Source organism: Ahrensia kielensis DSM 5890 (genome assembly GCF_000374465.1).
Classification (GTDB): Bacteria; Pseudomonadota; Alphaproteobacteria; order Rhizobiales; family Rhizobiaceae; genus Ahrensia; species Ahrensia kielensis.
Genome location: NZ_KB894529.1, coordinates 593,832 through 614,512, shown reverse-complemented (window position 1 = coordinate 614,512; position 20,681 = coordinate 593,832). Strand labels below are relative to the sequence as shown.

The 20,681-nt window shown below is 48.2% G+C and carries 18 protein-coding genes; 17 read left to right on the top strand and 1 reads right to left on the bottom strand.

Going from position 1 to position 20,681, the window contains the following annotated elements; genetic code table 11:
• The first annotated feature begins 23 nt into the window (after positions 1–23).
• The 8 genes from hutI to C504_RS0109100 all read left to right on the top strand — a co-directional run bounded on the left by hutI (position 24) and on the right by C504_RS0109100 (position 8,868).
• Positions 24–1,217, top strand: a complete 1,194-nt coding sequence (gene hutI, locus C504_RS0109135) for an imidazolonepropionase (RefSeq protein WP_018689032.1) — start codon at positions 24–26, stop codon at positions 1,215–1,217.
• Entirely contained in the window at positions 1,214–2,755 is a 1,542-nt protein-coding gene (gene hutH, locus C504_RS0109130; protein WP_018689031.1) for a histidine ammonia-lyase, read from the top strand. The genes hutI and hutH overlap by 4 nt, the downstream gene beginning before the upstream one ends.
• Positions 2,752–3,552, top strand: a complete 801-nt coding sequence (hutG, locus tag C504_RS0109125) for an N-formylglutamate deformylase (RefSeq protein ID WP_018689030.1) — start codon at positions 2,752–2,754, stop codon at positions 3,550–3,552. Before hutH ends, hutG begins: the two co-directional genes overlap by 4 nt.
• Positions 3,549–5,225, top strand: a complete 1,677-nt coding sequence (hutU, locus tag C504_RS0109120) for a urocanate hydratase (protein WP_018689029.1) — start codon at positions 3,549–3,551, stop codon at positions 5,223–5,225. The genes hutG and hutU overlap by 4 nt, the downstream gene beginning before the upstream one ends.
• Positions 5,226–5,294: 69 nt before the next feature.
• The gene (locus tag C504_RS0109115; RefSeq protein ID WP_026317346.1) at positions 5,295–5,636 is read left to right on the top strand and encodes a RidA family protein; all 342 of its coding nucleotides are present in this window, start codon (positions 5,295–5,297) and stop codon (positions 5,634–5,636) included.
• 29 nt (positions 5,637–5,665) lie between these two features.
• Positions 5,666–6,760 carry a TRAP transporter substrate-binding protein gene (locus tag C504_RS0109110; RefSeq protein WP_018689027.1) on the top strand — a complete coding sequence of 365 codons (1,095 nt, stop codon included), beginning with the start codon at positions 5,666–5,668 and terminating at the stop codon, positions 6,758–6,760.
• Positions 6,761–6,817: 57 nt separating this feature from the next.
• Complete coding sequence (locus C504_RS0109105; protein WP_018689026.1) at positions 6,818–7,321, top strand: TRAP transporter small permease subunit; 504 nt, start codon at positions 6,818–6,820, stop codon at positions 7,319–7,321.
• Complete coding sequence (locus C504_RS0109100; RefSeq protein WP_026317345.1) at positions 7,318–8,868, top strand: TRAP transporter large permease; 1,551 nt, start codon at positions 7,318–7,320, stop codon at positions 8,866–8,868. Before C504_RS0109105 ends, C504_RS0109100 begins: the two co-directional genes overlap by 4 nt.
• A gap of 37 nt (positions 8,869–8,905) precedes the next feature.
• Here C504_RS0109100 and C504_RS0109095 read toward each other — a convergent pair whose 3' ends face one another.
• Positions 8,906–9,937, bottom strand: a complete 1,032-nt coding sequence (locus C504_RS0109095) for a LacI family DNA-binding transcriptional regulator (RefSeq protein WP_018689024.1) — start codon at positions 9,935–9,937, stop codon at positions 8,906–8,908.
• Positions 9,938–10,135: 198 nt separating this feature from the next.
• Between C504_RS0109095 and C504_RS0109090 the strand changes: the two genes are divergently transcribed.
• The 9 genes from C504_RS0109090 (at position 10,136) to kynA (ending at position 20,679) form a co-directional block, all read left to right on the top strand.
• Positions 10,136–11,653 carry a sugar ABC transporter ATP-binding protein gene (locus C504_RS0109090; RefSeq protein ID WP_018689023.1) on the top strand — a complete coding sequence of 506 codons (1,518 nt, stop codon included), beginning with the start codon at positions 10,136–10,138 and terminating at the stop codon, positions 11,651–11,653.
• A complete protein-coding gene (locus tag C504_RS0109085) occupies positions 11,653–12,663 on the top strand; it encodes an ABC transporter permease (RefSeq protein ID WP_018689022.1) in 1,011 nt (336 codons plus the stop codon). Before C504_RS0109090 ends, C504_RS0109085 begins: the two co-directional genes overlap by 1 nt.
• A gap of 87 nt (positions 12,664–12,750) precedes the next feature.
• Complete coding sequence (locus C504_RS0109080) at positions 12,751–13,704, top strand: substrate-binding domain-containing protein (RefSeq protein ID WP_018689021.1); 954 nt, start codon at positions 12,751–12,753, stop codon at positions 13,702–13,704.
• 60 nt (positions 13,705–13,764) lie between these two features.
• Entirely contained in the window at positions 13,765–14,823 is a 1,059-nt protein-coding gene (locus tag C504_RS0109075; RefSeq protein WP_018689020.1) for a sugar phosphate isomerase/epimerase family protein, read from the top strand.
• A gap of 2 nt (positions 14,824–14,825) precedes the next feature.
• Positions 14,826–15,989, top strand: coding sequence for a Gfo/Idh/MocA family protein (locus C504_RS0109070; protein WP_018689019.1), 1,164 nt, complete (start codon positions 14,826–14,828; stop codon positions 15,987–15,989).
• 230 nt (positions 15,990–16,219) lie between these two features.
• Positions 16,220–17,509 (top strand): DUF2254 domain-containing protein, encoded by a 1,290-nt coding sequence (locus C504_RS0109065; protein WP_018689018.1) that lies wholly within the window; start codon positions 16,220–16,222, stop codon positions 17,507–17,509.
• Positions 17,510–17,556: 47 nt separating this feature from the next.
• A complete protein-coding gene (locus C504_RS0109060; RefSeq protein WP_018689017.1) occupies positions 17,557–18,519 on the top strand; it encodes a zinc transporter ZntB in 963 nt (320 codons plus the stop codon).
• 142 nt (positions 18,520–18,661) lie between these two features.
• Positions 18,662–19,840 carry a kynureninase gene (kynU, locus tag C504_RS0109055; RefSeq protein ID WP_018689016.1) on the top strand — a complete coding sequence of 393 codons (1,179 nt, stop codon included), beginning with the start codon at positions 18,662–18,664 and terminating at the stop codon, positions 19,838–19,840.
• Entirely contained in the window at positions 19,837–20,679 is an 843-nt protein-coding gene (gene kynA / locus C504_RS0109050; protein ID WP_018689015.1) for a tryptophan 2,3-dioxygenase, read from the top strand. Before kynU ends, kynA begins: the two co-directional genes overlap by 4 nt.
• The last annotated feature ends 2 nt before the right edge of the window (positions 20,680–20,681 follow it).

Sequence of the window (20,681 nt, the reverse complement as noted above, 5' to 3'; positions counted from 1 at the left end):
CGCACTTAACAACGGTAAAATTTATGCTACTGACCAACGCTACACTTGCCACGATGCATCAAGACACCCCTTATGGGCTGCTCAAAAATGGTGCTGTTCTTGTTAAAGGGCGGATGATCGAGTGGGTTGGAGCGGGGGATGATCTTCCCGCTGAAGCAAGCGGTCATGAGAAAATTGATCTTGAAGGGCGGCTGATAACCCCCGGCTTAATCGACTGCCACACGCACATTGTTCATGGCGGCAACCGCGCCAATGAATTTGAAATGCTTTTAAATGGCGCGTCCTATGAAGAGGTCGCAAGAGCTGGCGGCGGCATTGTTTCAACCGTCACAGCAACCCGTCAAGCTGATGAGACGGCCTTGCTTGAAGACGCTTTAAAACGTGTTGATGCTTTGCTAGGTGAAGGTGTCACTACGATTGAAATAAAATCCGGTTATGGTTTGGATTTAGAGACCGAGTTTAAAATGTTGCGTGTGGCGCGTAGCATTGAAAAGCACCGTGAAATTACCGTGAAAACAAGTTTCCTTGGTGCGCATGCCGTGCCTGAAGAATATAGCGGAAACGCCGATGCTTATATTGATGAAGTTTGTATACCCGCACTTGAAGCTGCGCATGCAGAAGGATTGGTGGATGCGGTCGATGGCTTTTGCGAAGGCATTGCTTTTTCGCCAGATCAAATTCGCCGCGTATTTGAAAAAGCGAACGCCTTGGGCATTCGCGTAAAACTTCACGCTGAGCAATTGTCTAACCTTGGCGGCACACAGCTTGCGGCAGAATTCGGCGCGCTGTCTGCCGATCATTTGGAATATGCCAATGATGACGATGCTGCGGCAATGGCGAAAAGCGGTAGCGTTGCTGTCATTTTGCCCGGCGCATATTACACAATTCGTGAAACTCAAGCGCCGCCAATTGAAGCTTTTCGTAAGCACAAAGTTCCGATGGCATTAGCGACAGACTGCAACCCTGGATCATCGCCAATAACCTCGCTGTTATTGACCATGAATATGGCTTGCACATTGTTCAGAATGACACCGCAAGAAACCCTTGAAGGCATCACGCACAATGCGGCTCTAGCGCTGGGCATTGATGATGCTGGCCTCATCAAAGCTGGCACCAGAGCTGACCTTGCCATTTGGGATATCGAGCATCCTGCCGAGCTATCTTATCGCATTGGATTTAACCCGCTTTACAAACGTATGTTTGGAGGAAAACTATGAGCCTCGTTCTGACACCCGGATCAGCAACACTTTCTCAGTTGCGAGAAATCTGGATGAACAATCTATCGGTTACGCTTGATTCATCAGCGCAGCCCGCGATTGAGAAAGCCGCAGAGCTTGTTGCCAAATGCGCGGCCGGAACTGAAGCGGTTTATGGCGTGAATACCGGTTTTGGTAAACTCGCTAGCATGAAGATTAAACCTGAAGACACAGCACAGCTTCAGCGCAATCTTGTGCTTTCCCACTGCTGCGGCGTTGGTGAACCATTGGAAATTTCAACGACCCGTTTGATGATGGTTCTAAAATTACTTTCCTTAGGGCGCGGCGCATCAGGCGTATCATTGGAAACCATTTCCATGATCGAGAACATGCTTGAGAAAAGCGTAACACCAATTGTCCCAGTTCAAGGTTCTGTTGGTGCGTCTGGTGATCTTGCACCTCTTGCTCATATGGCGGCAGCGATGATTGGGGAGGGCGAAGCATATTTTCAAAATGAAAGAATGACGGCTGCCGAAGCGCTGAAAAAAGCAGGCATGGCACCGCATGTGCTTGGTCCCAAAGAAGGTCTTGGTCTGATAAACGGAACGCAGTTTTCAACAGCATGCGCCTTGGTTGGCTTGTTTGAAGCGCGCAATAATTTGCAGCAATGTCTTGTGTCCGCATCATTGTCGACTGACGCAATCATGGGGTCAACAGCGCCCTTGCTAGAAGAAATTCATGCGCTGCGCGGTCATCGTGGTCAAATCCGTGTTGCGGCAGCAATGCGCGAATTGATGGCTGGCTCAGAAATCAGAGAAAGCCACCGCGAAGGCGATACACGTGTGCAAGACCCTTATTGTATCCGTTGCCAGCCACAGGTATCGGGCGCAGCGCTTGATCTACTGGATTTTGCCGGACGCACATTAGAGATTGAAGCAAATGCTGTTTCAGATAACCCGCTGGTTTTGGTTGAAAGCGGTTTGATTGTTTCGGGCGGTAATTTCCATGCCGAGCCTGTGGCATTCGCAGCCGATCAAATTGCAATTGCAATCGCTGAAATTGGTGCCATTGCACAGCGCCGTGTCGCGTTGATGGTGGATCCGACACTCTCGCATGATTTGCCGCCGTTTTTGACACCTGAGCCGGGCCTTAACTCAGGCTTTATGATTGCGGAAGTGACAACTGCGGCACTGATGAGTGAAAACAAGCATTTGGCTAATCCATGCTCTACGGATTCAACACCGACATCAGCCAACCAAGAAGATCACGTTTCTATGGCAGCCCATGGCGCAAGGCGTTTGCTGCGCATGAATGCCAATCTGAATGTGATCATCGGGGTGGAGATGCTGTGTGCGGCCCAAGGAATTGAGTTCCGCGCCCCGCTCAAAACCAGCCCAGAATTGCAAAACGTAATTAAACGCATTCGCACGGATATTCCTGCGGTCAAAGATGATCGCTTTATGGCGAGCGATTTGAAGTCTGTAACAGAATTAGTACAGGCTGGTGCGTTGTCTCAAGCAGCCGGGTTAATAGCCTCGATTGATGAGGTGCCTGCATGAAGCCGGTAGACGTCAAACAAGGCAGCAGTCCTATCGTTTTAGGGCTTCCCCACACAGGCACATTTGTTCCAAAACCCATCTTTGATGAGCTGACGGATTTAGGCAAAACACTTGCTGATACCGACTGGCATATTGATCGCCTTTATGAGGGTCTGTCATCAGATGTCACATCAGTGCGCGCTTTGTTTCACCGCTATGTTGTTGATGCTAATCGTGATCCATCTGGCGTTAGTCTTTATCCAGGGCAGAACACCACCGGACTGGTTCCTTTGACGGATTTTGATGGTGAGCGCTTATGGCTCAACGACCCAACAAGTGCTGAAATTGAAGAGCGCAGATTAGAATGGCATGCTGTATATCATGCAGCGCTTGATGCAGAGTTGAAGCGCGTCCATGCGATACATGGTTTCGTGATCCTATATGACTGCCATTCTATTCGCTCAAACATCCCATTTCTTTTTGATGGAACACTTCCCGATTTCAATATTGGCACAAATGGTGGCTTAACCTGTGATCCAATCATTGAGAAAACAGTCGTAGATATTTGTAAAAATGCAGACGGTTTCACCAACGTTCTCAATGGCCGCTTCAAAGGTGGTTGGACCACGCGTCACTACGGAAAACCGGCTGAAGGCTTCCACGCTATTCAGATGGAATTGGCACAAGCCAATTATTTACAAACAGAGCAATTGCCCTTCGATTATGATGCGCACAAGGCCAAGCGCCTGCGTGTCCATCTTGATGATATTTTAAAACAACTCGAAAAATTTTCACCTGCACAGGGAGAAAGAGCATGAACACGCCGATCAATCCTAGACACAATCAACGCGATATATATCCGCCGACCGGAACTGAGATCACCTGTAAGAGCTGGTTGACCGAAGCGCCAATGCGCATGTTGATGAATAATCTACATCCAGATGTCGCAGAAAACCCACATGAACTGGTTGTTTATGGCGGCATTGGGCGCGCAGCGCGTACATGGAAGGATTTCGATCTTATCGTCGATAGCCTCAAAAAACTGAATGAAGATGAGACCTTGCTTGTTCAATCAGGTAAGCCCGTTGCTGTTGTTAAAACCCATGTGGATGCGCCACGCGTCTTGATCGCCAATTCGAACTTAGTGCCACATTGGGCCAATTGGGATCATTTTAATGAACTCGATAAAAAAGGTCTGGCGATGTATGGCCAGATGACTGCTGGATCATGGATTTACATCGGCAGTCAGGGCATCGTGCAAGGCACATATGAGACTTTCGCAGAGGCAGGCCGTCAGCATTATAATGGTGATTTGACTGGCAAGTGGATATTGACCGGCGGCCTTGGCGGCATGGGCGGCGCGCAACCATTGGCAGCTGTCATGGCGGGTGCCTGTTGTCTGGCGGTTGAGTGTAATCCCGACAGCATCGATTTCCGCCTTCGCACCCGATACATTGATGAAAAAACAGAAAGCCTTGATGAGGCGCTTGAATTGATTGAGCGCTGGACCAAAGCTGGTGAAGCAAAATCCGTTGCGCTATTGGGTAATGCTGCAGATATTTTCCCTGAACTATACAAGCGCGGTATCCGTCCTGATATCGTAACGGACCAGACCAGCGCGCACGATCCAATCAATGGATATTTGCCGCAAGGTTGGACAATGGCTGAGTGGCGCGAAAAACGTGAAAGCGCCCCCAAAGAAGTTGAAAAAGCTGCTCGCGCCAGCATGAAAATTCATGTCAAAGCAATGGTGGATTTCTGGAATGCTGGTGTCCCGACGCTCGATTATGGCAACAACATTCGTCAGGTCGCTTTGGATGAAGGCCTAGAAGATGCGTTTGCATTCCCCGGCTTCGTTCCAGCTTACATAAGACCTCTTTTCTGCCGCGGTATCGGTCCCTTCCGCTGGTGTGCCCTGTCTGGTGATCCAGAGGATATTTATAAAACCGACGCCAAGATGAAAGAGCTGTTTCCAGATAATGAGCATCTGCACAATTGGTTGGATATGGCGCGTGACCGGATTGCGTTTCAGGGCTTGCCAGCTCGTATTTGCTGGATCGGTTTGGGCGACAGGCACAAAGCCGGATTAGCGTTCAATGAAATGGTGGCATCTGGTGAATTGAAAGCGCCCGTTGTCATTGGCCGCGATCATCTTGATTCAGGCTCGGTTGCCTCTCCGAACCGTGAAACGGAAGCCATGAAAGATGGCTCTGATGCGGTGTCTGATTGGCCGCTTCTCAATGCATTGGTCAACACAGCTTCGGGTGCAACTTGGGTGTCCATCCACCATGGCGGCGGCGTTGGCATGGGCTTCTCACAACATTCAGGTGTCGTGATTTGTGCCGATGGTACTGAGGCTGCGGCTAAGCGGTTGGAAAGAGTTCTTTGGAATGATCCAGCGTCCGGTGTTTGGCGTCATGCAGACGCAGGATATGAGGAAGCCATTGAGTGCGCGCGTGAACATAACCTTAATCTTCCAGCTATTCTCTAATCGCGCTGGCGATAGACTTTCAGCAAGTTTGAGGGTTAGCTGAACGCATTAATGAAAAAAGGACATGACATGATCGAGCGGATTGAAACCAATGCAAGAGCGTCAAAAATAGTGAAGTATAATGGCGTTGCTTACCTCACCGGGCAGGTAGGGGAAGGCGCAACGATCCAAGATCAGACCAAAGAATGTCTATCACGTGTTGATGCGCTTTTAAGTCAAGCGGGATCGTCACGCGAAAAAATGCTTCGTGCCACGATCTGGCTTGCAGATATGAGCGATTTTAACGGATTAAACGAAGTTTGGAATGCATGGGTGCCAGAAGGATTCGCGCCAGCGCGTGCATGCGGTGAAGCAAAGCTTGCACGGCCAGAACTAAAAGTCGAAATTATTATCGACGCTGCATATGACTGAATAATAACTAAAACTGGAGGAGTAAAGTTATGAAAAGAAGACAATTTATCACAACAGGACTTGCAGGGGCAGCTGCCGCTTCAACAATGGGTCTGGCTGCGCCGGCAATCGCGCAAGATATACGTCAGTGGAAAATGGTAACGGCATGGCCGAAAAATTTACCTGGCCCAGGCGTTGCAGCGCAAATGCTTGCTGACCGTATCACGGCTCTTTCTGGTGGCCGAATTGAAGTGAAGCTATTTGCTGCTGGTGAACTGGTTCCAGGCAACGGCGTGTTTGATGCCGTTAGCGAAGGAACTGCTGAACTCTACCATGCTGTGCCTGCTTATTGGGGTTCAAAGTCAAAAGGTATTTTGATGTTTGGTTCCCAGCCATTTGGTTTGCGCGCTGACGAGCAAGTTGGCTGGCTTGCTCATGGCGGCGGCCAAGAACTCTATGATGAAATGTATGGCCGTTTTGACTTGAAACCATTTCTGTGTGGCAATTCTGGCCCGCAGTGGCAGGGTTGGTTTAAAAATGAGCTAAACTCGGTCGAAGATTTGAAGGGATTGAAATTCCGCACCACAGGCCTTGCTTCGGAGATGTGTTCAAAGCTTGGTATGGCTGTTCAAGCGATGGGTGGCCGCGATATGTTTCAGGCGCTTCAATCCGGCGCTCTTGATGCTGGTGAATTTATCGGACCTTGGTCTGATAGTGCGCTTGGCTTCCATCAAGTTGCCAAGAATTACTATTGGCCAGGTGTGGGTGAGCCTTCTTCTGCAGAAGAATGTGCTGTAAACGCGAAGGTTTATAATGAATTGCCAGATGATCTGAAAATGGCGGTTAGCCTTGCTTGTGAGAGCCTCTACAATCCGGTCTGGACTGAATACACAACCAAGCATGCGCTTGCGCTTAAAAAGCTGGTTGATGAAGAAGGTGTTCAGGTCAAAAAGCTGCCCGACGATATTATCGCCGCGATGGGCAAAGCGGGCGAAGAAGTAATCTCTGATTTGCGCGATGATGATGATGAGCTGGTCAAGCGTATTGCTGAAAGCTTCGTTGCTTACCGCGATTCAGTTGGCCGCTACATGGTCTATGCCGATAACGGTCAAATGAACGCACGTGCATCTGTGCTGAATTACTGATTATAAAATCACTGCCGGCGACGTCAAAGCCGCCGGCATTTTGCCTTGGGAGAAGCAATGCAGAAGTTGATTGGAAGATTGGACGCCATCAATCGTAATGTGGGATTGGTTGTGCGTTGGGCTGCGATCCTTATGGTTCTCATTCAGTTCGCCATTGTTCTGTTTCGCTACGTTTTTGGCTTCAGCAGCATTGCTGTCAATGAAAGCGTTTTATACCTTCACTCGACGCTATTTATGTTGGGTGCCGGATATACGCTTCTGGTCGACGACCATGTGCGTGTCGATATTTTCTACGCAAGTTCCGATATAAAACGAAAAGCCACCATTGATATATTCGGGCATCTCGTCTTGCTTATTCCTTCAATGGCCATTCTTGCTTATTGGTCGTGGCCTTCGGTCGCCAATTCATGGAAGATTTTGGAAGGCCCGATTTCGGTCGGTGGCATTCCTGCTTCCTTCTTGCTGAAATCGCTTATTCCAGCTTTTTGCGGCTTGCTCATTATACAATCCATATCATGCCTATTGGCAAATATTCTGCGTCGCAGAGGAGAAGCTTTGTGACCTTGCCACTAGACCTTCTTATGTTTGCAGCCCTTATCGGCTGTATCCTAATGGGCTTTCCCGTATCGTTCAGTATTTCAGGCATTGCGATCATTTTTGCCTTTCTTGGGTGGCTGACCGGTACAATGGATATCAGTCTTCTGGGCGCACTTGGGCAACGCGTGTTTGGTGTTCTAACCAATAGCGTTCTTATCGCCATTCCATTGTTTGTCTTCATGGGCGTTGTGCTTGAAAAAAGCCGGATCGCTGAGGAGTTGCTAGAAACGATGGGGCAATTGTTCGGCGGCCTGCGCGGCGGGCTTGGATTGTCTGTTGTTATTGTGGGCGCAATGCTTGCTGCCTCAACTGGCATTGTGGGTGCTACAGTTATCGCGATGGGATTGATCGCTTTGCCGACCATGTTGCGCAGTGGATATAATCCTAGATTAGCTTCTGGCATTGTGTGTACATCCGGCACATTAGGGCAAATCATTCCGCCATCAACATTGCTGATCATCCTGTCAGATGTGATGTCTAACTCGTTTCAGCAAGCGCAATATGCGCAAGGCAAATTTAATATTGAGACGATTTCAGTGGGGCAAATTTTTGCTGGTGCATTACTGCCAGGCTTTATGCTGGTTTCGATCTATATAATTTACATTTTGCTACGAGCTTGGCTCATACCAACCGATGCGCCAGCAGCAACCGATCTGATGGAAAAGCCATCGCGTGAAGCAATCTTTACCGCTGTCGTGCCGCCGATCTTGTTGATCATAGCGGTGCTGGGCGCAATTCTTGGCGGCGTGGCAACACCAACCGAGGCTGCATCTGTCGGCGCTATGGGCGCATTGCTTATGGCTGGACACCGAAGCGGTGGTTCTGTGAAATTGATCTTGTTCGGCGCAGCAGCACTGTTTTTTCTCGGTATTGCTGCTGGTATTGCGCCTGTACGTTTCCAGCGTAATGATCTGGAAATTGCAGATTTTCTATTGGGCGGCGTTTATATCATTCTTGCGATCATAGGCGTTGCAGCAATCATTGTTTCGCTTAATCGCGCATGGCGCTCTGGTATCTTGCTACCCGCAATGACACAGACCATGACAGTCACGTCGATGATCTTTGCGACCATTGTGACCGCCAGTATTTTTTCGCTCGTTTTTATCGGCCTTGGCGGTGAAGAGCGGGTCGAAGAGTTGCTAGGACACATGCCGGGCGGTCCTCAAGGGGCGCTGCTCTTCTGCATGGTGTTGATCTTTGTTCTAGGCTTCTTCCTCGATTTTGTTGAGATCACGGTTATCTTGCTTCCGTTGATTATTCCGCCGCTGATCTTGATGGGTCATGATCCTTATTGGTTGGCAATTTTGGTTGCGATCAATTTGCAGACATCGTTTTTAACGCCGCCTTTTGGGTTTTCTTTATTCTATTTGCGCGGTGCTGCGCCTAAGGAAATTACGACCGGCATGATCTATGCAGGTGTTGCACCGTTTATCGGTCTGCAATTGTTGGGCATGATGATAATTTGGTTCGTCCCTTCAATCGCCAATTGGCTGCCCACTGTTCTTTATTAAGAACGAGCAGCATTGCTCGTTGCGTATAAGGGGCGTTTTAAAACTGCGTTCTTGGGCCAGCACATGAGCTGCGCACAATGAGATCACCGTGCAAAAGAGCGCTCTCGATAGGAATGCTCCGATCAGGTAAATTATCCAGCAAATGGTTCATGGCCATTTCGCCGATTTGGCTGCGGGGCTGACGAATAGTCGTGAGCGATGGTGTTACATTGCTCGCAAAAGGTATGTCATCAAAGCCTATGACTGAAAAATCTTTTGGCACAGTGAGGCCACGTGATTGAATAGCGCTAATCGCGCCGATGGCAGTATTGTCGTTGTAGCAAAAAAATGCCGTCGGCAGAGTATCCTTGATAAACAGGCGTTCAATCGCAGCGCGTCCGCCTTCGCTTGTGCCATTTCCATTGACTTTCCAAACCAAACTTTCGTCAAAAGCATTGGCAAGCGCCGCGCAATATCCTTGGTGGCGAAGCTCTGAAATTGTGTCTCCTTGCGGGCCTGAGATATAGGCGATACGTCGGTGGCCAAGCGAAATTAAATACTCAACGGCGAGCTTAGAGGCGCTAAAATTATCAACGCCAACATAGCTTACATCCGCATGATCTATCGGGTGTGAGACAGACACCATAGGCGGTAATCTTTTCGCAGGCCCGTGCCGCCAAGAAGACGTTGGCATGCTTCCTGTAAGCAATATCAAGCCATCGGCCATGCCAGACGCCATAAAGCGCGTATAGTTTTCTTCCAGCTCAACATTGCCTTCGGTCGAGCCAATAAGTAACCCGTAGCCGCGCGCATTTGCGACCCGTTCTAGTCCGGTTAAAATACCTGGAAAATTGGAATCAGAAATTGAACGCGCCAGCACCATGACCATCTTGGATCGCTGCATGCGAAGGTTTTGCGCCATTGCGTTTGCGCGGTAGCCTGTACGTGCAATCGCTGCTGTAACCTTCTTGCGGGTGCTCTCGGATACTTTTTCCGGCAGGTGCAAAGCGCGGCTAACCGTTGCAATCGACACACCTGCAAGTTTTGCTACATCATCGATGGTCGCTTGTTTTGCAGGGATTTTATCCAATGCCGTTCCTTCGCTTTAATGGGTTTGAATTACACCCAATCAAATCAGTTTAATCTATTGTATGCGTCCAGTGTCGAAAAAAGCATTCTTTTCCACTGCCAATAGAGACTGAGGTGATTATGTAAAGGTTTACATCGCTAATGAAAAGGTTTACATAAATGCGGCTGGCAAATGCTGGCGCCTTTGGGAGGAGGGGCTATGGAATACAGCGCAAATGCGCCTAAGTGTGTTTTGGCTGCCAATAGGATTAGCAAATCCTTCGGCGCAGTTCCCGTACTTTTTAGCGTTAGTTTTGATATATGCGAAGGTGAAGTTCACGCCCTGATCGGTGAGAATGGCGCTGGAAAATCAACGCTTATGAAAATTTTGGCTGGCTTTGAGCCGCCAACCTCTGGCAGTATTTTATTGGATGGTGCGCAGACCGATCTTCCGCCTAATGGCGAAGCAGAAGATTTAGGCATTGTTCTCATTCACCAAGAACTCAACCTTGCAGAACAGATGACTGTAGAGGAAAATATTTTCCTCGGGCGTGAGCTAACATCACGTGGATTTTTAGATCGCTTGACCATGCGCCGTCAGGTTGAAGTACTTTTAGAGCAGGTTGGATTGGATATCGCACCGACTGCGCGGATTTCTGATTTGTCTATTGCGCAAAAGCAAATGGTCGAAATCACGAAGGCGATGAACCGTAATGCGCGCATTCTTATTATGGATGAGCCAACAGCTGTTCTAACGCCGTCTGAAACAGAACTGTTTTTCCAGCAGGTTAAGCAGCTGAAAAAGCGCGGCGTTGGTATTGTCTTTGTCTCGCATAAGCTTGCCGAAGTGAAAGAGATTTCTGACCGCGTCACGATTATGCGCGACGGCCAATGGATAGGAACCAAGCCCACATCGACGTTGTCTCTAGACGACATGGCTCAAATGATGGTTGGGCGTGAATTGTCCGATTTGTATCCGCCAATGGATGAGGTGGATGTTGATGCACCTGTCATTTTGGCTGCAGAAAATCTTAGTGCTGGTAAAGTAAAAAATGTCAGCTTCGATTTACGCAAGGGCGAGATACTTGGGTTCTCCGGCCTTGTTGGTTCTGGTCGTACTGAATTGTTTGAGGCGATTTGCGGCCTTCTTCCTGTTGATTCAGGTGTTGTTCGGTTCAACAACGAAGTCGTCAATTATAAATCCGTGTCACAGGCACGTAATGCTGGCCTTTCCTATTTGACTAAAGACCGAAAAGGTAAGGGGCTTTTACTCGCGCAGAAAATGGCGCCCAATATGAGCCTGTTTTCGCTTCCTAAGTTCATCAAAAATATGATGATCGATCAGAAGGCAGAAGAAAAAGCACTTGCGCGCGGCATTCGCCGTTTTGATATTCGAACACGTGACGCAGATATAAGTGTGGGCGACTTGTCCGGCGGTAATCAGCAAAAGCTTTTGCTTGCCAAAATGATGGAAACTGACCCGCGCGTTATCATCGTGGATGAGCCGACGCGTGGTATCGATGTAGGCACGAAACAACAGATTTATCACTTCATTGCAGCGCTCGCTGCAGAAGGCGTTTCGGTTGTCGTGATCTCGTCGGAGATGCCTGAAATCATCGGCATTTGCCATCGCGTATTCGTCATGCGGGAAGGGCGAATAATGGGCGTTCTGTCTGGCAATGAAATTAATGAGAATGAAATTATGCGCTATGCAGCCGGCCTTAAGGAGGCAAGTTGATGTCCGATACTGAAGTCATAAATAAGCAAAGCAAAAGGGCATTCCGGCTTGACTTAAAAGCGATGGGTCCAGCGCTGGCACTGTTGATACTGTGCATCGTTGGCTACTCGCTCAATTCAGCCTTTTTAAGCGAAGGCAATATTACAAACTTGCTTACGCGTTCCGCCTTCATTGGCATTATTGCGGTGGGCGCAACATTTGTTATCACTGCTGGCGGAATTGACCTTTCTGTTGGGTCCATGGCAGCTGTTATTTCCGGCGTCATGATCATCATCATGAATAATCTAATCGGCACATTTGGCGCTGGCGTAACGACGATTTTAATCGGTTGCGGTTGTAGCCTTATTTTGGGCGTTGGCGCTGGCTGGATTAACGGCGTTCTGACGACAAAAGGAAAAATCGAAGCATTTATCGTGACGCTGGGAACAATGGGTATTTACCGCTCGCTTGTTACTTACTTTGCAGATGGTGGAACCTTGTCACTAAGCTTTGACCTGCGCGGCACATACCGTCCTGTCTATTATGATAGTTTCGCAGGACTGCCGATCCCTGTCTGGGTTTTCATAGGTGTAGCTGTTGCTGGCTGGGTCATTCTAAACCGCACAGCCTTTGGACGCTATTGCACGGCGATCGGTTCAAATGAGAGCGTTGCGAAATATTCAGCGGTTAATGTCGATCGTATCAAAACAACAACCTATGTCATTCAGGGATTTTGCGTTGCGCTTGCGACAATAATTTATGTGCCGCGCCTTGGTTCAGCTTCTGCCTCAACGGGTGTTTTGTGGGAGTTGGAAGCAATCGCGGCTGTGATTATCGGCGGTACAGTCCTTAAAGGCGGTTATGGCCGTGTTGGCGGCACCATTTTAGGTGCGCTGATTTTAACGACCATCGGCAATATTCTCAATTTTACAGATGTGATCTCCAACTACCTAAACGGTACGATGCAGGGCTTGATCATCATTACGGCAGTTTGGCTTCAGCGCGCAGACTGGAGCAAAAAGAAGGTTTGAGATTTTAAAAATTGCTTTGAGCGGGGCAGTCCCCGTTCATCAATAAAGTGTGTTTCGTATTAATTTTGAACTTATGAGGAGGAAACTATGTTCAAGAAATCAATAATGGCTCTGGCCTTGGGTACCGCTGTGGTGCTTTCAGGATCAGCAATTGCTCAAGATAAAATCACGATAGGTGTATCTTATCCAACGCCAACACATGCATGGGCATCCGGCATGAACTGGCATGCAGAACAGGCTGAAAAGCGTCTTGAAGCGCTTTATCCTGATATCGATCTTGTGCTTGTGAATTCGCCAGATCCAGCAGCGCAGGCGAGCGCATTAGAAGATATGGTTTCAGTCAACAAGATCGACGCGCTCGTTGTTTTGCCATTTGAATCCGACCCGCTAACGGATCCGGTTATCAATGTTAAAAAATCAGGCGCATTTATCACCGTTGTTGACCGTGGTCTGAGCAAAGAAGGCATCGAAGATATCTACGTTGCCGGCAACAACCCTGAACTTGGCCGCGTATCTGCGCAGTACATGAAAGGTCGTTTGGAATCAGGAGATAATATCGTGATCCTTCGCGGTATTCCGACAACAATCGACAATGAGCGTTATGATGCGTTCATGGCTGAAATTGAGGGCTCTGGCATTAATGTGCTTGACCAGAAATATGCAAACTGGAACCGTGATGATGGTTTCGAAGTCATGCAGGATTTTCTAAGCCGCTTCCCAGATATTGATGCTGTTTGGGCTCAGGATGATGATATCGCAATTGGTGTTGTTGCTGCACTTAAACAAGCTGGACGTGATGGCGATGGTATGTTCGTTGTCGGCGGTGCTGGTATGAAAGAAACAATCAAAGGCATTATGGATGGCAGCGAATTGCAGCCAATCGACGTGCTTTATCCACCAGCGATGTTGGCAACAGCAATGGATTTAACTGTTGCATCTTTCAAGTCTAATGGACCGGTTGCTGGCCGTTATATTCTTGGTGCCACACTCATCAACAAAGATAACGCTGAGCAGTTTTACTTCCCCGACTCACCGTTCTAAAATTAATGCTGCGGGGGCGCTGATGAACTGCGCCCCCGCATTTCACTCTTGGAGGATTTTATGAAAACGATCAAAGGCCCTGCGCTTTTCCTTGCTCAATTCGCTGGCGATGAAGCCCCTTTTAATTCTTGGGATGCTATAACCAAATGGGCCGCTGATTGCGGCTATAAGGGTGTGCAGGTTCCAAGCTGGGACGCGCGTTTGTTCGATTTGGATACAGCGTCACAATCACGCGATTATTGCGATGAGTTTAAGGGTAAGGCGAAAGAAAACGGCATTGAAGTGACAGAACTGTCAACGCATCTGCAAGGCCAACTTGTCGCCGTTCATCCTGCCTATGACGCCGCATTTGATGGTTTTGCCGCACCGCAAGTGCAAGGCAACCCAAAAGCACGTCAAGAATGGGCCGTTGATCAGGTCATGAAAGCCTTGTCCGCATCTAAGAACATGGATATTGCGCAGCATGCGACCTTCTCTGGTGCACTGGCTTGGCCTTATATCTACCCTTGGCCGCAGCGCCCTGCTGGATTGGTGGAAACAGCATTTGACGAACTGGCTAAGCGTTGGCGCCCCATCCTTGATCATGCCGATTCTTGCGGTGTTGATGTTTGCTATGAAATTCATCCGGGCGAAGATTTGCATGACGGTGTGACATTCGAGATGTTTTTAGAACGTGTGGGTAATCATGCGCGTTGCAACATGCTCTATGATCCGTCGCATTTTGTTTTGCAGTGTTTGGATTATATCGATCACATCGACATCTACAAAGATCGCATCAAAATGTTCCATGTAAAGGATGCCGAATTTAATCCTACAGGCCGCCAAGGTGTGTATGGCGGATTTCAAAATTGGGTAGATCGCGCTGGTCGCTTTAGAAGCCTTGGCGATGGCCAGGTTGATTTCGGCGCAATTTTCTCAAAAATGGCAGCCAATGATTTTGACGGCTGGGCCGTGGTCGAATGGGAATGCTGTTTGAAACATCCTGAAGACGGGGCACGTGAAGGCGCGCAATTCGTGAGCGATCATATCATTCGCGTTACAGAACGTGCATTTGACGATTTTGCCGATGGTGGGACGGACGAAGCCGCAAACCGCGCAATGCTAGGACTGGAGAACTAATTATGGCTATCCAAGGTCGAGACGAAAAGCATGAAGGCCCAATTCGTTTGGGAATGGTTGGCGGCGGCAATGATGCATTCATTGGCGGTGTTCACCGTATCGCTTCACGCATTGATGATAAGTACCGGCTTGTTGCTGGCGCTTTGTCATCAACACCTCAAAAAGCTCAAGCATCTGGGGCAGCATTAGGTCTTGCGCCTGACCGCATTTATGATGACTTTAAACAGATGGCCATTCGTGAGGCGCGTTTAAAAGATGGCATTGAAGCGGTGGCTATCGTTACGCCGAACCATGTGCACTATGCGGCAGCACGCGAGTTTTTAAAACGCGGCATTCATGTCATTTGCGATAAACCGCTGACATCCAATGTCGCTGATGCCGTGAGAATGGTAAAGGCGTCAGAAGCTTCAGATGCTTTGTTTATTTTAACGCATAACTATACGGGTTACCCGATGACGCGTCAGGCGCGTGAGATGGTTCAAAACGGCCTGCTTGGCAAAATAAGGGTTGTTCAAGTTGAGTATGCGCAGGATTGGCTGGCAGAGCATCAAGACGTTAAACAGGCAGAGTGGCGAACAGATCCAAGCCGTTCCGGTGCTGGTGGTTCCACGGGCGATATAGGAACGCATGCGTTCAATCTTGCCGCCTTTGTTTCAGGGCTTGAGCTTGAAAGTCTGTCTGCTGACTTGCAGGCCTTTGTTGACGGTCGTCCGGTCGATGACAACGCACATGTGATGTTGCGTTATAAAGGCGGTGCGCGCGGGATGCTTTGGTGCAGCCAAGTAGCACCGGGTAACGAGAACAATTTGCGCCTTCGCATCTATGGTGAAAAAGGCGGTCTAGAATGGGCGCAAGAAGACCCGAACTATCTTTGGTACACGCCATTTGGTGAGCCAAAACGCTTGATTACGCGCAATGGTGCAGGCGCTGGCGAAGCTGCAGGACGCGTAAGCCGCGTGCCAGCCGGTCATCCAGAAGGTTATCTAGAAGGGTTTGCGAACATCTATAGCGATGCAGCAGAGGCGATTATTGCCAAGCGCAATGGTACTGTCTGCCCAGAGGGCGTGATATACCCAACGGTTGATGATGGGCTTTTGGGTGTTCGCTTTGTGGATGCCTGTGTCAGATCTTCCAGCCGTGATAGCAAATGGGTTGGCCTGACTTAAGTATAAATACCATATAATTTATCCGGCTATTCAACATGCCTCTAGCCGGATAAATTTATTTTAATCTGCAGCATCCAGCTGTAGCTATTTAGTTATACTTGGCAATATTCGATGTTAATGTGACTAAATTGAATTGACACACTCGCCTTTAGTAATGAATGCCCTATTCTTATTATTGGTGACGACTTGTCACATTCGATTTTGTTAAACATACACATTAGTTGAGAGCCATGCGCTATATTCCGCCAGCAATAAAACAACGTCTCCAATCAATCCGAGGATTGGTCACCGTACCCGGCGGTATCGTATTGGTTTTGTGGATGTTTGCTGCTTTATCTGTGCTGATAGACAGCTGGTTACGTACAGACATCTATTTAACAAAAACAAATGTTTTCGCCGTTGATTATAACACAGCGCTTTCAGTTCTTGGTACGATTGCCGCTGGCGCAATCACAACCTTAAGCCTTGTTTATTCACTGATGCTTGTTGTTTTCACATTGGCTGCTGGCAACATCGCGCCGCGGCTTTTGCAGCGGTTTACCCGTGATAGCGTAAGTCAAGTAACCGCTGGTCTCCTCGGCGGCACATTTATGTTCTCTTTGTCAGTCTTGCATCAAACAAGACCTGATTTTGTACCCGGTTTTTCAATTGCCGTTGCATTTGCCTTAAGTGCTATCTCTGTTCTCCAGCTTATTTACTTCGTTCATGAAGTTTCGCGCAGCGTTACGATTGACGAAGAAATAGCGGAAATATCCGTCGGTTTAGAAGAGCGGCTAAGCAAACTGATTAATTTGGAGGCTGACCAAACCGCATCAGAAGAGGCGGAACTACCCGCGCTTAATTATGAAATATTTGCACATAAATCCGGTTATCTAACAAATATGAACGAAGATGCGCTGCTATCGATGGCCGTTGAGCGCGACTTGAAATTTAAGATCATTGAAAAGCCGGGGGATTTTGTTCTGAAAGGACAAAAGATAGCGTGCTGTAATTTTGACGGCGCCACTTCCGAGTTGGATGAAGATGCGTTTAGCGAGATATTCTTGAACACGTTGACGATCGCCGAATCCAGAGGGTCGGCACATGATGATGTTGAGTATGCAATCAACATGCTGATAGAAATTGCACTACGCGCACTCTCGCCGGGCGTAAATGATACATTTACAGCGATTGCCTGTGTGGACCAGATGAGTGCCGCCTTTAATGGCATGGTCAAATCGGAACTTCGCAATAATGAACTTGTTGATGAAAATGGCACCTTGCGCGTGGTGATTAACGGCTATGAAGCAGAAGATATATTCAACACTGCCTTTAGCTCAATCCGCCGTACTTGTCGGGATAATTTCTTGATGGCTCAAAATTTAGGGGATGCCATTCTTAGATTGCACAATGCTGCAACCAGCGAACATAAAGTACTGCTTGAAAACCAATTAAAACTCTTGAGACAAGAATGCGAATTAGCCTCATGGCTGCAAGAGGATCATGACTTTATTGCTAAGCGGTACACTCTTTCTCATTAGACAATTCCAGGCTTGTTCAGACTGCAACACTGCGGCACAATCTTGTGATGAAAAAACACATACTCAAGCCGCTTGCTGCATTCGATATTCTGCCAGATTCAGTAAGGCCAATTACGGATGATTGGCCGACTGTCAGTACGAATGTTGGTTATCGTTGGCTTCATTTGAAACGAAGTGAGCCGAGCGTCGAGGCTTGGATAAAAAGCAACCTTCCAACAATTGCTGGTAGAACTTTGCTGCAAGCTGAAACGCGCCCACGTTGTGACCGGCTTGATGATGGATTGTTGCTCAATCTGAGAGCTGTAAATCTGAACCCAAAATCAGCACCAGAAGATATGGTGTCACTGCGAATGTGGGTGACCAAGGATGGAATCATCTCTACGCGCGGCCGCAAAGTTTATGCCGCTGACGCGTTAAAGGAAGCGGCGATTGCAGGTAATGCGCCGTCAACAGTTGGCGCTTTTATTGCCGACCTGGTCCACAACCTAACAGACAGAATTGAAAAGATTTCGATTGAGCTAGAAGATCGAACCGACGACCTCGAAGAACATATGCTTGAAGGGGCAAAGGTGGATACAGCAGAACTTGCCGATTTAAGGCAAGGGGTCTTGAGAATGCGCCGCTTTATAAACCCGCAGCGAGAAGCGCTAAGCAATCTGGCAACCATTAAAGATTGGATATTCTCCAAGGGAGAAATCGCAAGTTTGCGTGAGAGTAGCAATAGAACGCGCCGAATTATTGAAGAGCTGGATGCAGCCAAAGAGCGGCTTGCTTCTGTGCAAGATAAGCTTGATGCGGATCATGCTAATGCGATTGGGCGCAACAGTTATTTACTTTCTATTATTGCTGCAATTTTTCTCCCTTTGACTTTTTTTACCGGACTATTCGGCGTCAATGTAGGCGGAATGCCGGGGTTAGATTCGCCGTCAGCATTTTGGGTTTTAACGGCTATATCCATCATTGGCGGCATTGTGCTTTATCTGGTTTTCAAACTAGCAAAATGGCTGTGAGGATAAAGCCAGCAGCGAGACGCCATCGTTCTTAAAATACGCTCTTTGCTCTCGATTTTAGTGCAGTAAATGCTTGGCTGTATGGGTAAAACTGATATGACAAAAAGAACGTTATGCAGGAAAAAATAAACGGGAGAGCATCTTGAAAAAAGACCAATTTTATTTGCCAGAAGGGGTCATCTATCTTGATGGAAACTCTTTAGGTCCAATGCCAAAGGCAGCATCATCACGCGTGAACAAAACAGTCGAAGATGAGTGGGGCGAAATGCTCATCAAGGGCTGGAATGACGCAGGCTGGATGAAGCAGCCAAGTATTCTTGGTGATAAGATTGGAAAGCTTTTGGGATGCGCGGCAGGATCAACTGTCCTCGGCGATACCCTGTCTGTCAAAGTATATCAGGCATTGGCCGCAGCACTGGCAATGCGCCCTGATCGCAAAATTGTGCTTTCTGATAGCGGTAATTTCCCAAGCGATCTTTATATCGCCGATGGGCTGTTGCGAACATTGAAAAGCGGACATGAATTGCGTGTGGTCGCGCCCGAAGATGTATATGACAACATCACAGAAGATGTTGCCGTTGTCATGTTGACGCAAGTCGATTACCGCACCGGACGCATGCATGATATGAATGCGCTGACGAAAGCAACGCATGATGTTGGTGCCGTATCGATTTGGGATTTGGCGCATTCAGCTGGTGCCGTGCCTGTCGATATGGCCGCAAGCAATGCCGAGTTTGCAGTCGGTTGTACCTATAAATATTTAAATGGCGGGCCCGGTGCTCCGGCCTTTATTTACATCCGCCCCGACATTGCAGATAGCGTCGAACCATCTTTGGCTGGTTGGCTTGGTCACGCGCAACCCTTCGCATTTGATTTAGATTATCGACCAGCTCCGGGCATCGAACGTATGCGTGTTGGTACGCCGCCGATTTTACAGCTGGCTGCATTGGAAACGGCACTCGCTATTTGGGATGGTGTTTCGATGGATGATGTGCGTGCAAAATCAATCGCACTATCTGAATTGTTCATTGAAGGAGTTGAGGCTACTTGTCCGCAGCTCAAGCTGATAAGTCCACGCGATTCTAGTCAGCGCGGCTCTCAAATATCCTTTGCATTTGAGCATGGTTATCCAGCTATGCAGGCTTTGATCGCGGCAGGTGTAATCGGTGATTTTCGCGCGCCAGACACTATGCGTTTCGGGTTCACGCCGCTTTATCTCGATGAGAATGATGTAAAGCGCGCTGTCGAAATTCTAGCGGACATCATGAAAAACGATACATGGAAACAACCTCGTTTTCAAAAGAAGGGTGATGTCACATGAGCGATCAAAAACCATATGACCCATCCGCTGAAGGCGCTCAGATGGATTTCGACGGGCGCATGTCCTATGCCGATTATCTCGGTTTAGACACGCTGTTTGCCGCGCAAAAACCTTTGACGCAAACTCATGATGAATTGCTTTTCATTATTCAGCATCAAACGTCTGAACTTTGGATGCATCTCATCCTTCATGAACTCGTTACGGCACGCCAAGCGATCATTGATGATGAGTTTTCGATGGCGTTTAAAATGCTATCACGGGTCTCAAAAATATTTGAACAGCTTAACAATGCTTGGGATGTTCTTCGCACAATGACGCCGAGCGAATATACAGCATTTCGTGATGATCTTGGTCAGTCTTCCGGCTTTCAATCTTGGCAATATCGTATGATTGAATATTCGGTTGGTAACCGTAATGCGGCCATGTTGAGCCCGCATAAGCACAAGAGCGAAACGATTGCGAAGCTTAAAGCAGAGCTCAGCGTGCCAAGTCTTTATGATGAAGCAATATCGGCGTTAGCGCGTCATGGTTTTGATATTTCTAAAGCTTGTTTGACACGCGATACATCGCAAACACATGTCTTTGATGAGACGGTTCAGGAAGCGTGGAAGGTTGTTTATCAATCACCCAAAACGCATTGGGAGTTTTATGAACTTGCCGAAAAGCTGGTTGATCTTGAAGATTACTTCCGGCGCTGGCGGTTCAATCATGTAACCACTGTGGAACGTGTCATTGGTTTTAAACGTGGAACCGGCGGTACAGGCGGCGTTAGTTACCTCAAACGGATGCTTGAAGTTGAACTCTTTCCAGAGCTATGGCGCGTAAGAACAATTTTGTAATG

What these genes read in the sequence shown, in the direction of transcription:
- hutI (WP_018689032.1), top strand. Translation starts at nt 24, where the DNA reads ATGCTACTGACCAACGCTACACTTGCCACGATGCATCAAGACACCCCT.
- hutH (WP_018689031.1), top strand. Translation starts at nt 1,214, where the DNA reads ATGAGCCTCGTTCTGACACCCGGATCAGCAACACTTTCTCAGTTGCGA.
- hutG (WP_018689030.1), top strand. Translation starts at nt 2,752, where the DNA reads ATGAAGCCGGTAGACGTCAAACAAGGCAGCAGTCCTATCGTTTTAGGG.
- hutU (WP_018689029.1), top strand. Translation starts at nt 3,549, where the DNA reads ATGAACACGCCGATCAATCCTAGACACAATCAACGCGATATATATCCG.
- C504_RS0109115 (WP_026317346.1), top strand. Translation starts at nt 5,295, where the DNA reads ATGATCGAGCGGATTGAAACCAATGCAAGAGCGTCAAAAATAGTGAAG.
- C504_RS0109110 (WP_018689027.1), top strand. Translation starts at nt 5,666, where the DNA reads ATGAAAAGAAGACAATTTATCACAACAGGACTTGCAGGGGCAGCTGCC.
- C504_RS0109105 (WP_018689026.1), top strand. Translation starts at nt 6,818, where the DNA reads ATGCAGAAGTTGATTGGAAGATTGGACGCCATCAATCGTAATGTGGGA.
- C504_RS0109090 (WP_018689023.1), top strand. Translation starts at nt 10,136, where the DNA reads ATGGAATACAGCGCAAATGCGCCTAAGTGTGTTTTGGCTGCCAATAGG.
- C504_RS0109085 (WP_018689022.1), top strand. Translation starts at nt 11,653, where the DNA reads ATGTCCGATACTGAAGTCATAAATAAGCAAAGCAAAAGGGCATTCCGG.
- C504_RS0109080 (WP_018689021.1), top strand. Translation starts at nt 12,751, where the DNA reads ATGTTCAAGAAATCAATAATGGCTCTGGCCTTGGGTACCGCTGTGGTG.
- C504_RS0109075 (WP_018689020.1), top strand. Translation starts at nt 13,765, where the DNA reads ATGAAAACGATCAAAGGCCCTGCGCTTTTCCTTGCTCAATTCGCTGGC.
- C504_RS0109070 (WP_018689019.1), top strand. Translation starts at nt 14,826, where the DNA reads ATGGCTATCCAAGGTCGAGACGAAAAGCATGAAGGCCCAATTCGTTTG.
- C504_RS0109065 (WP_018689018.1), top strand. Translation starts at nt 16,220, where the DNA reads ATGCGCTATATTCCGCCAGCAATAAAACAACGTCTCCAATCAATCCGA.
- C504_RS0109060 (WP_018689017.1), top strand. Translation starts at nt 17,557, where the DNA reads ATGAAAAAACACATACTCAAGCCGCTTGCTGCATTCGATATTCTGCCA.
- kynA (WP_018689015.1), top strand. Translation starts at nt 19,837, where the DNA reads ATGAGCGATCAAAAACCATATGACCCATCCGCTGAAGGCGCTCAGATG.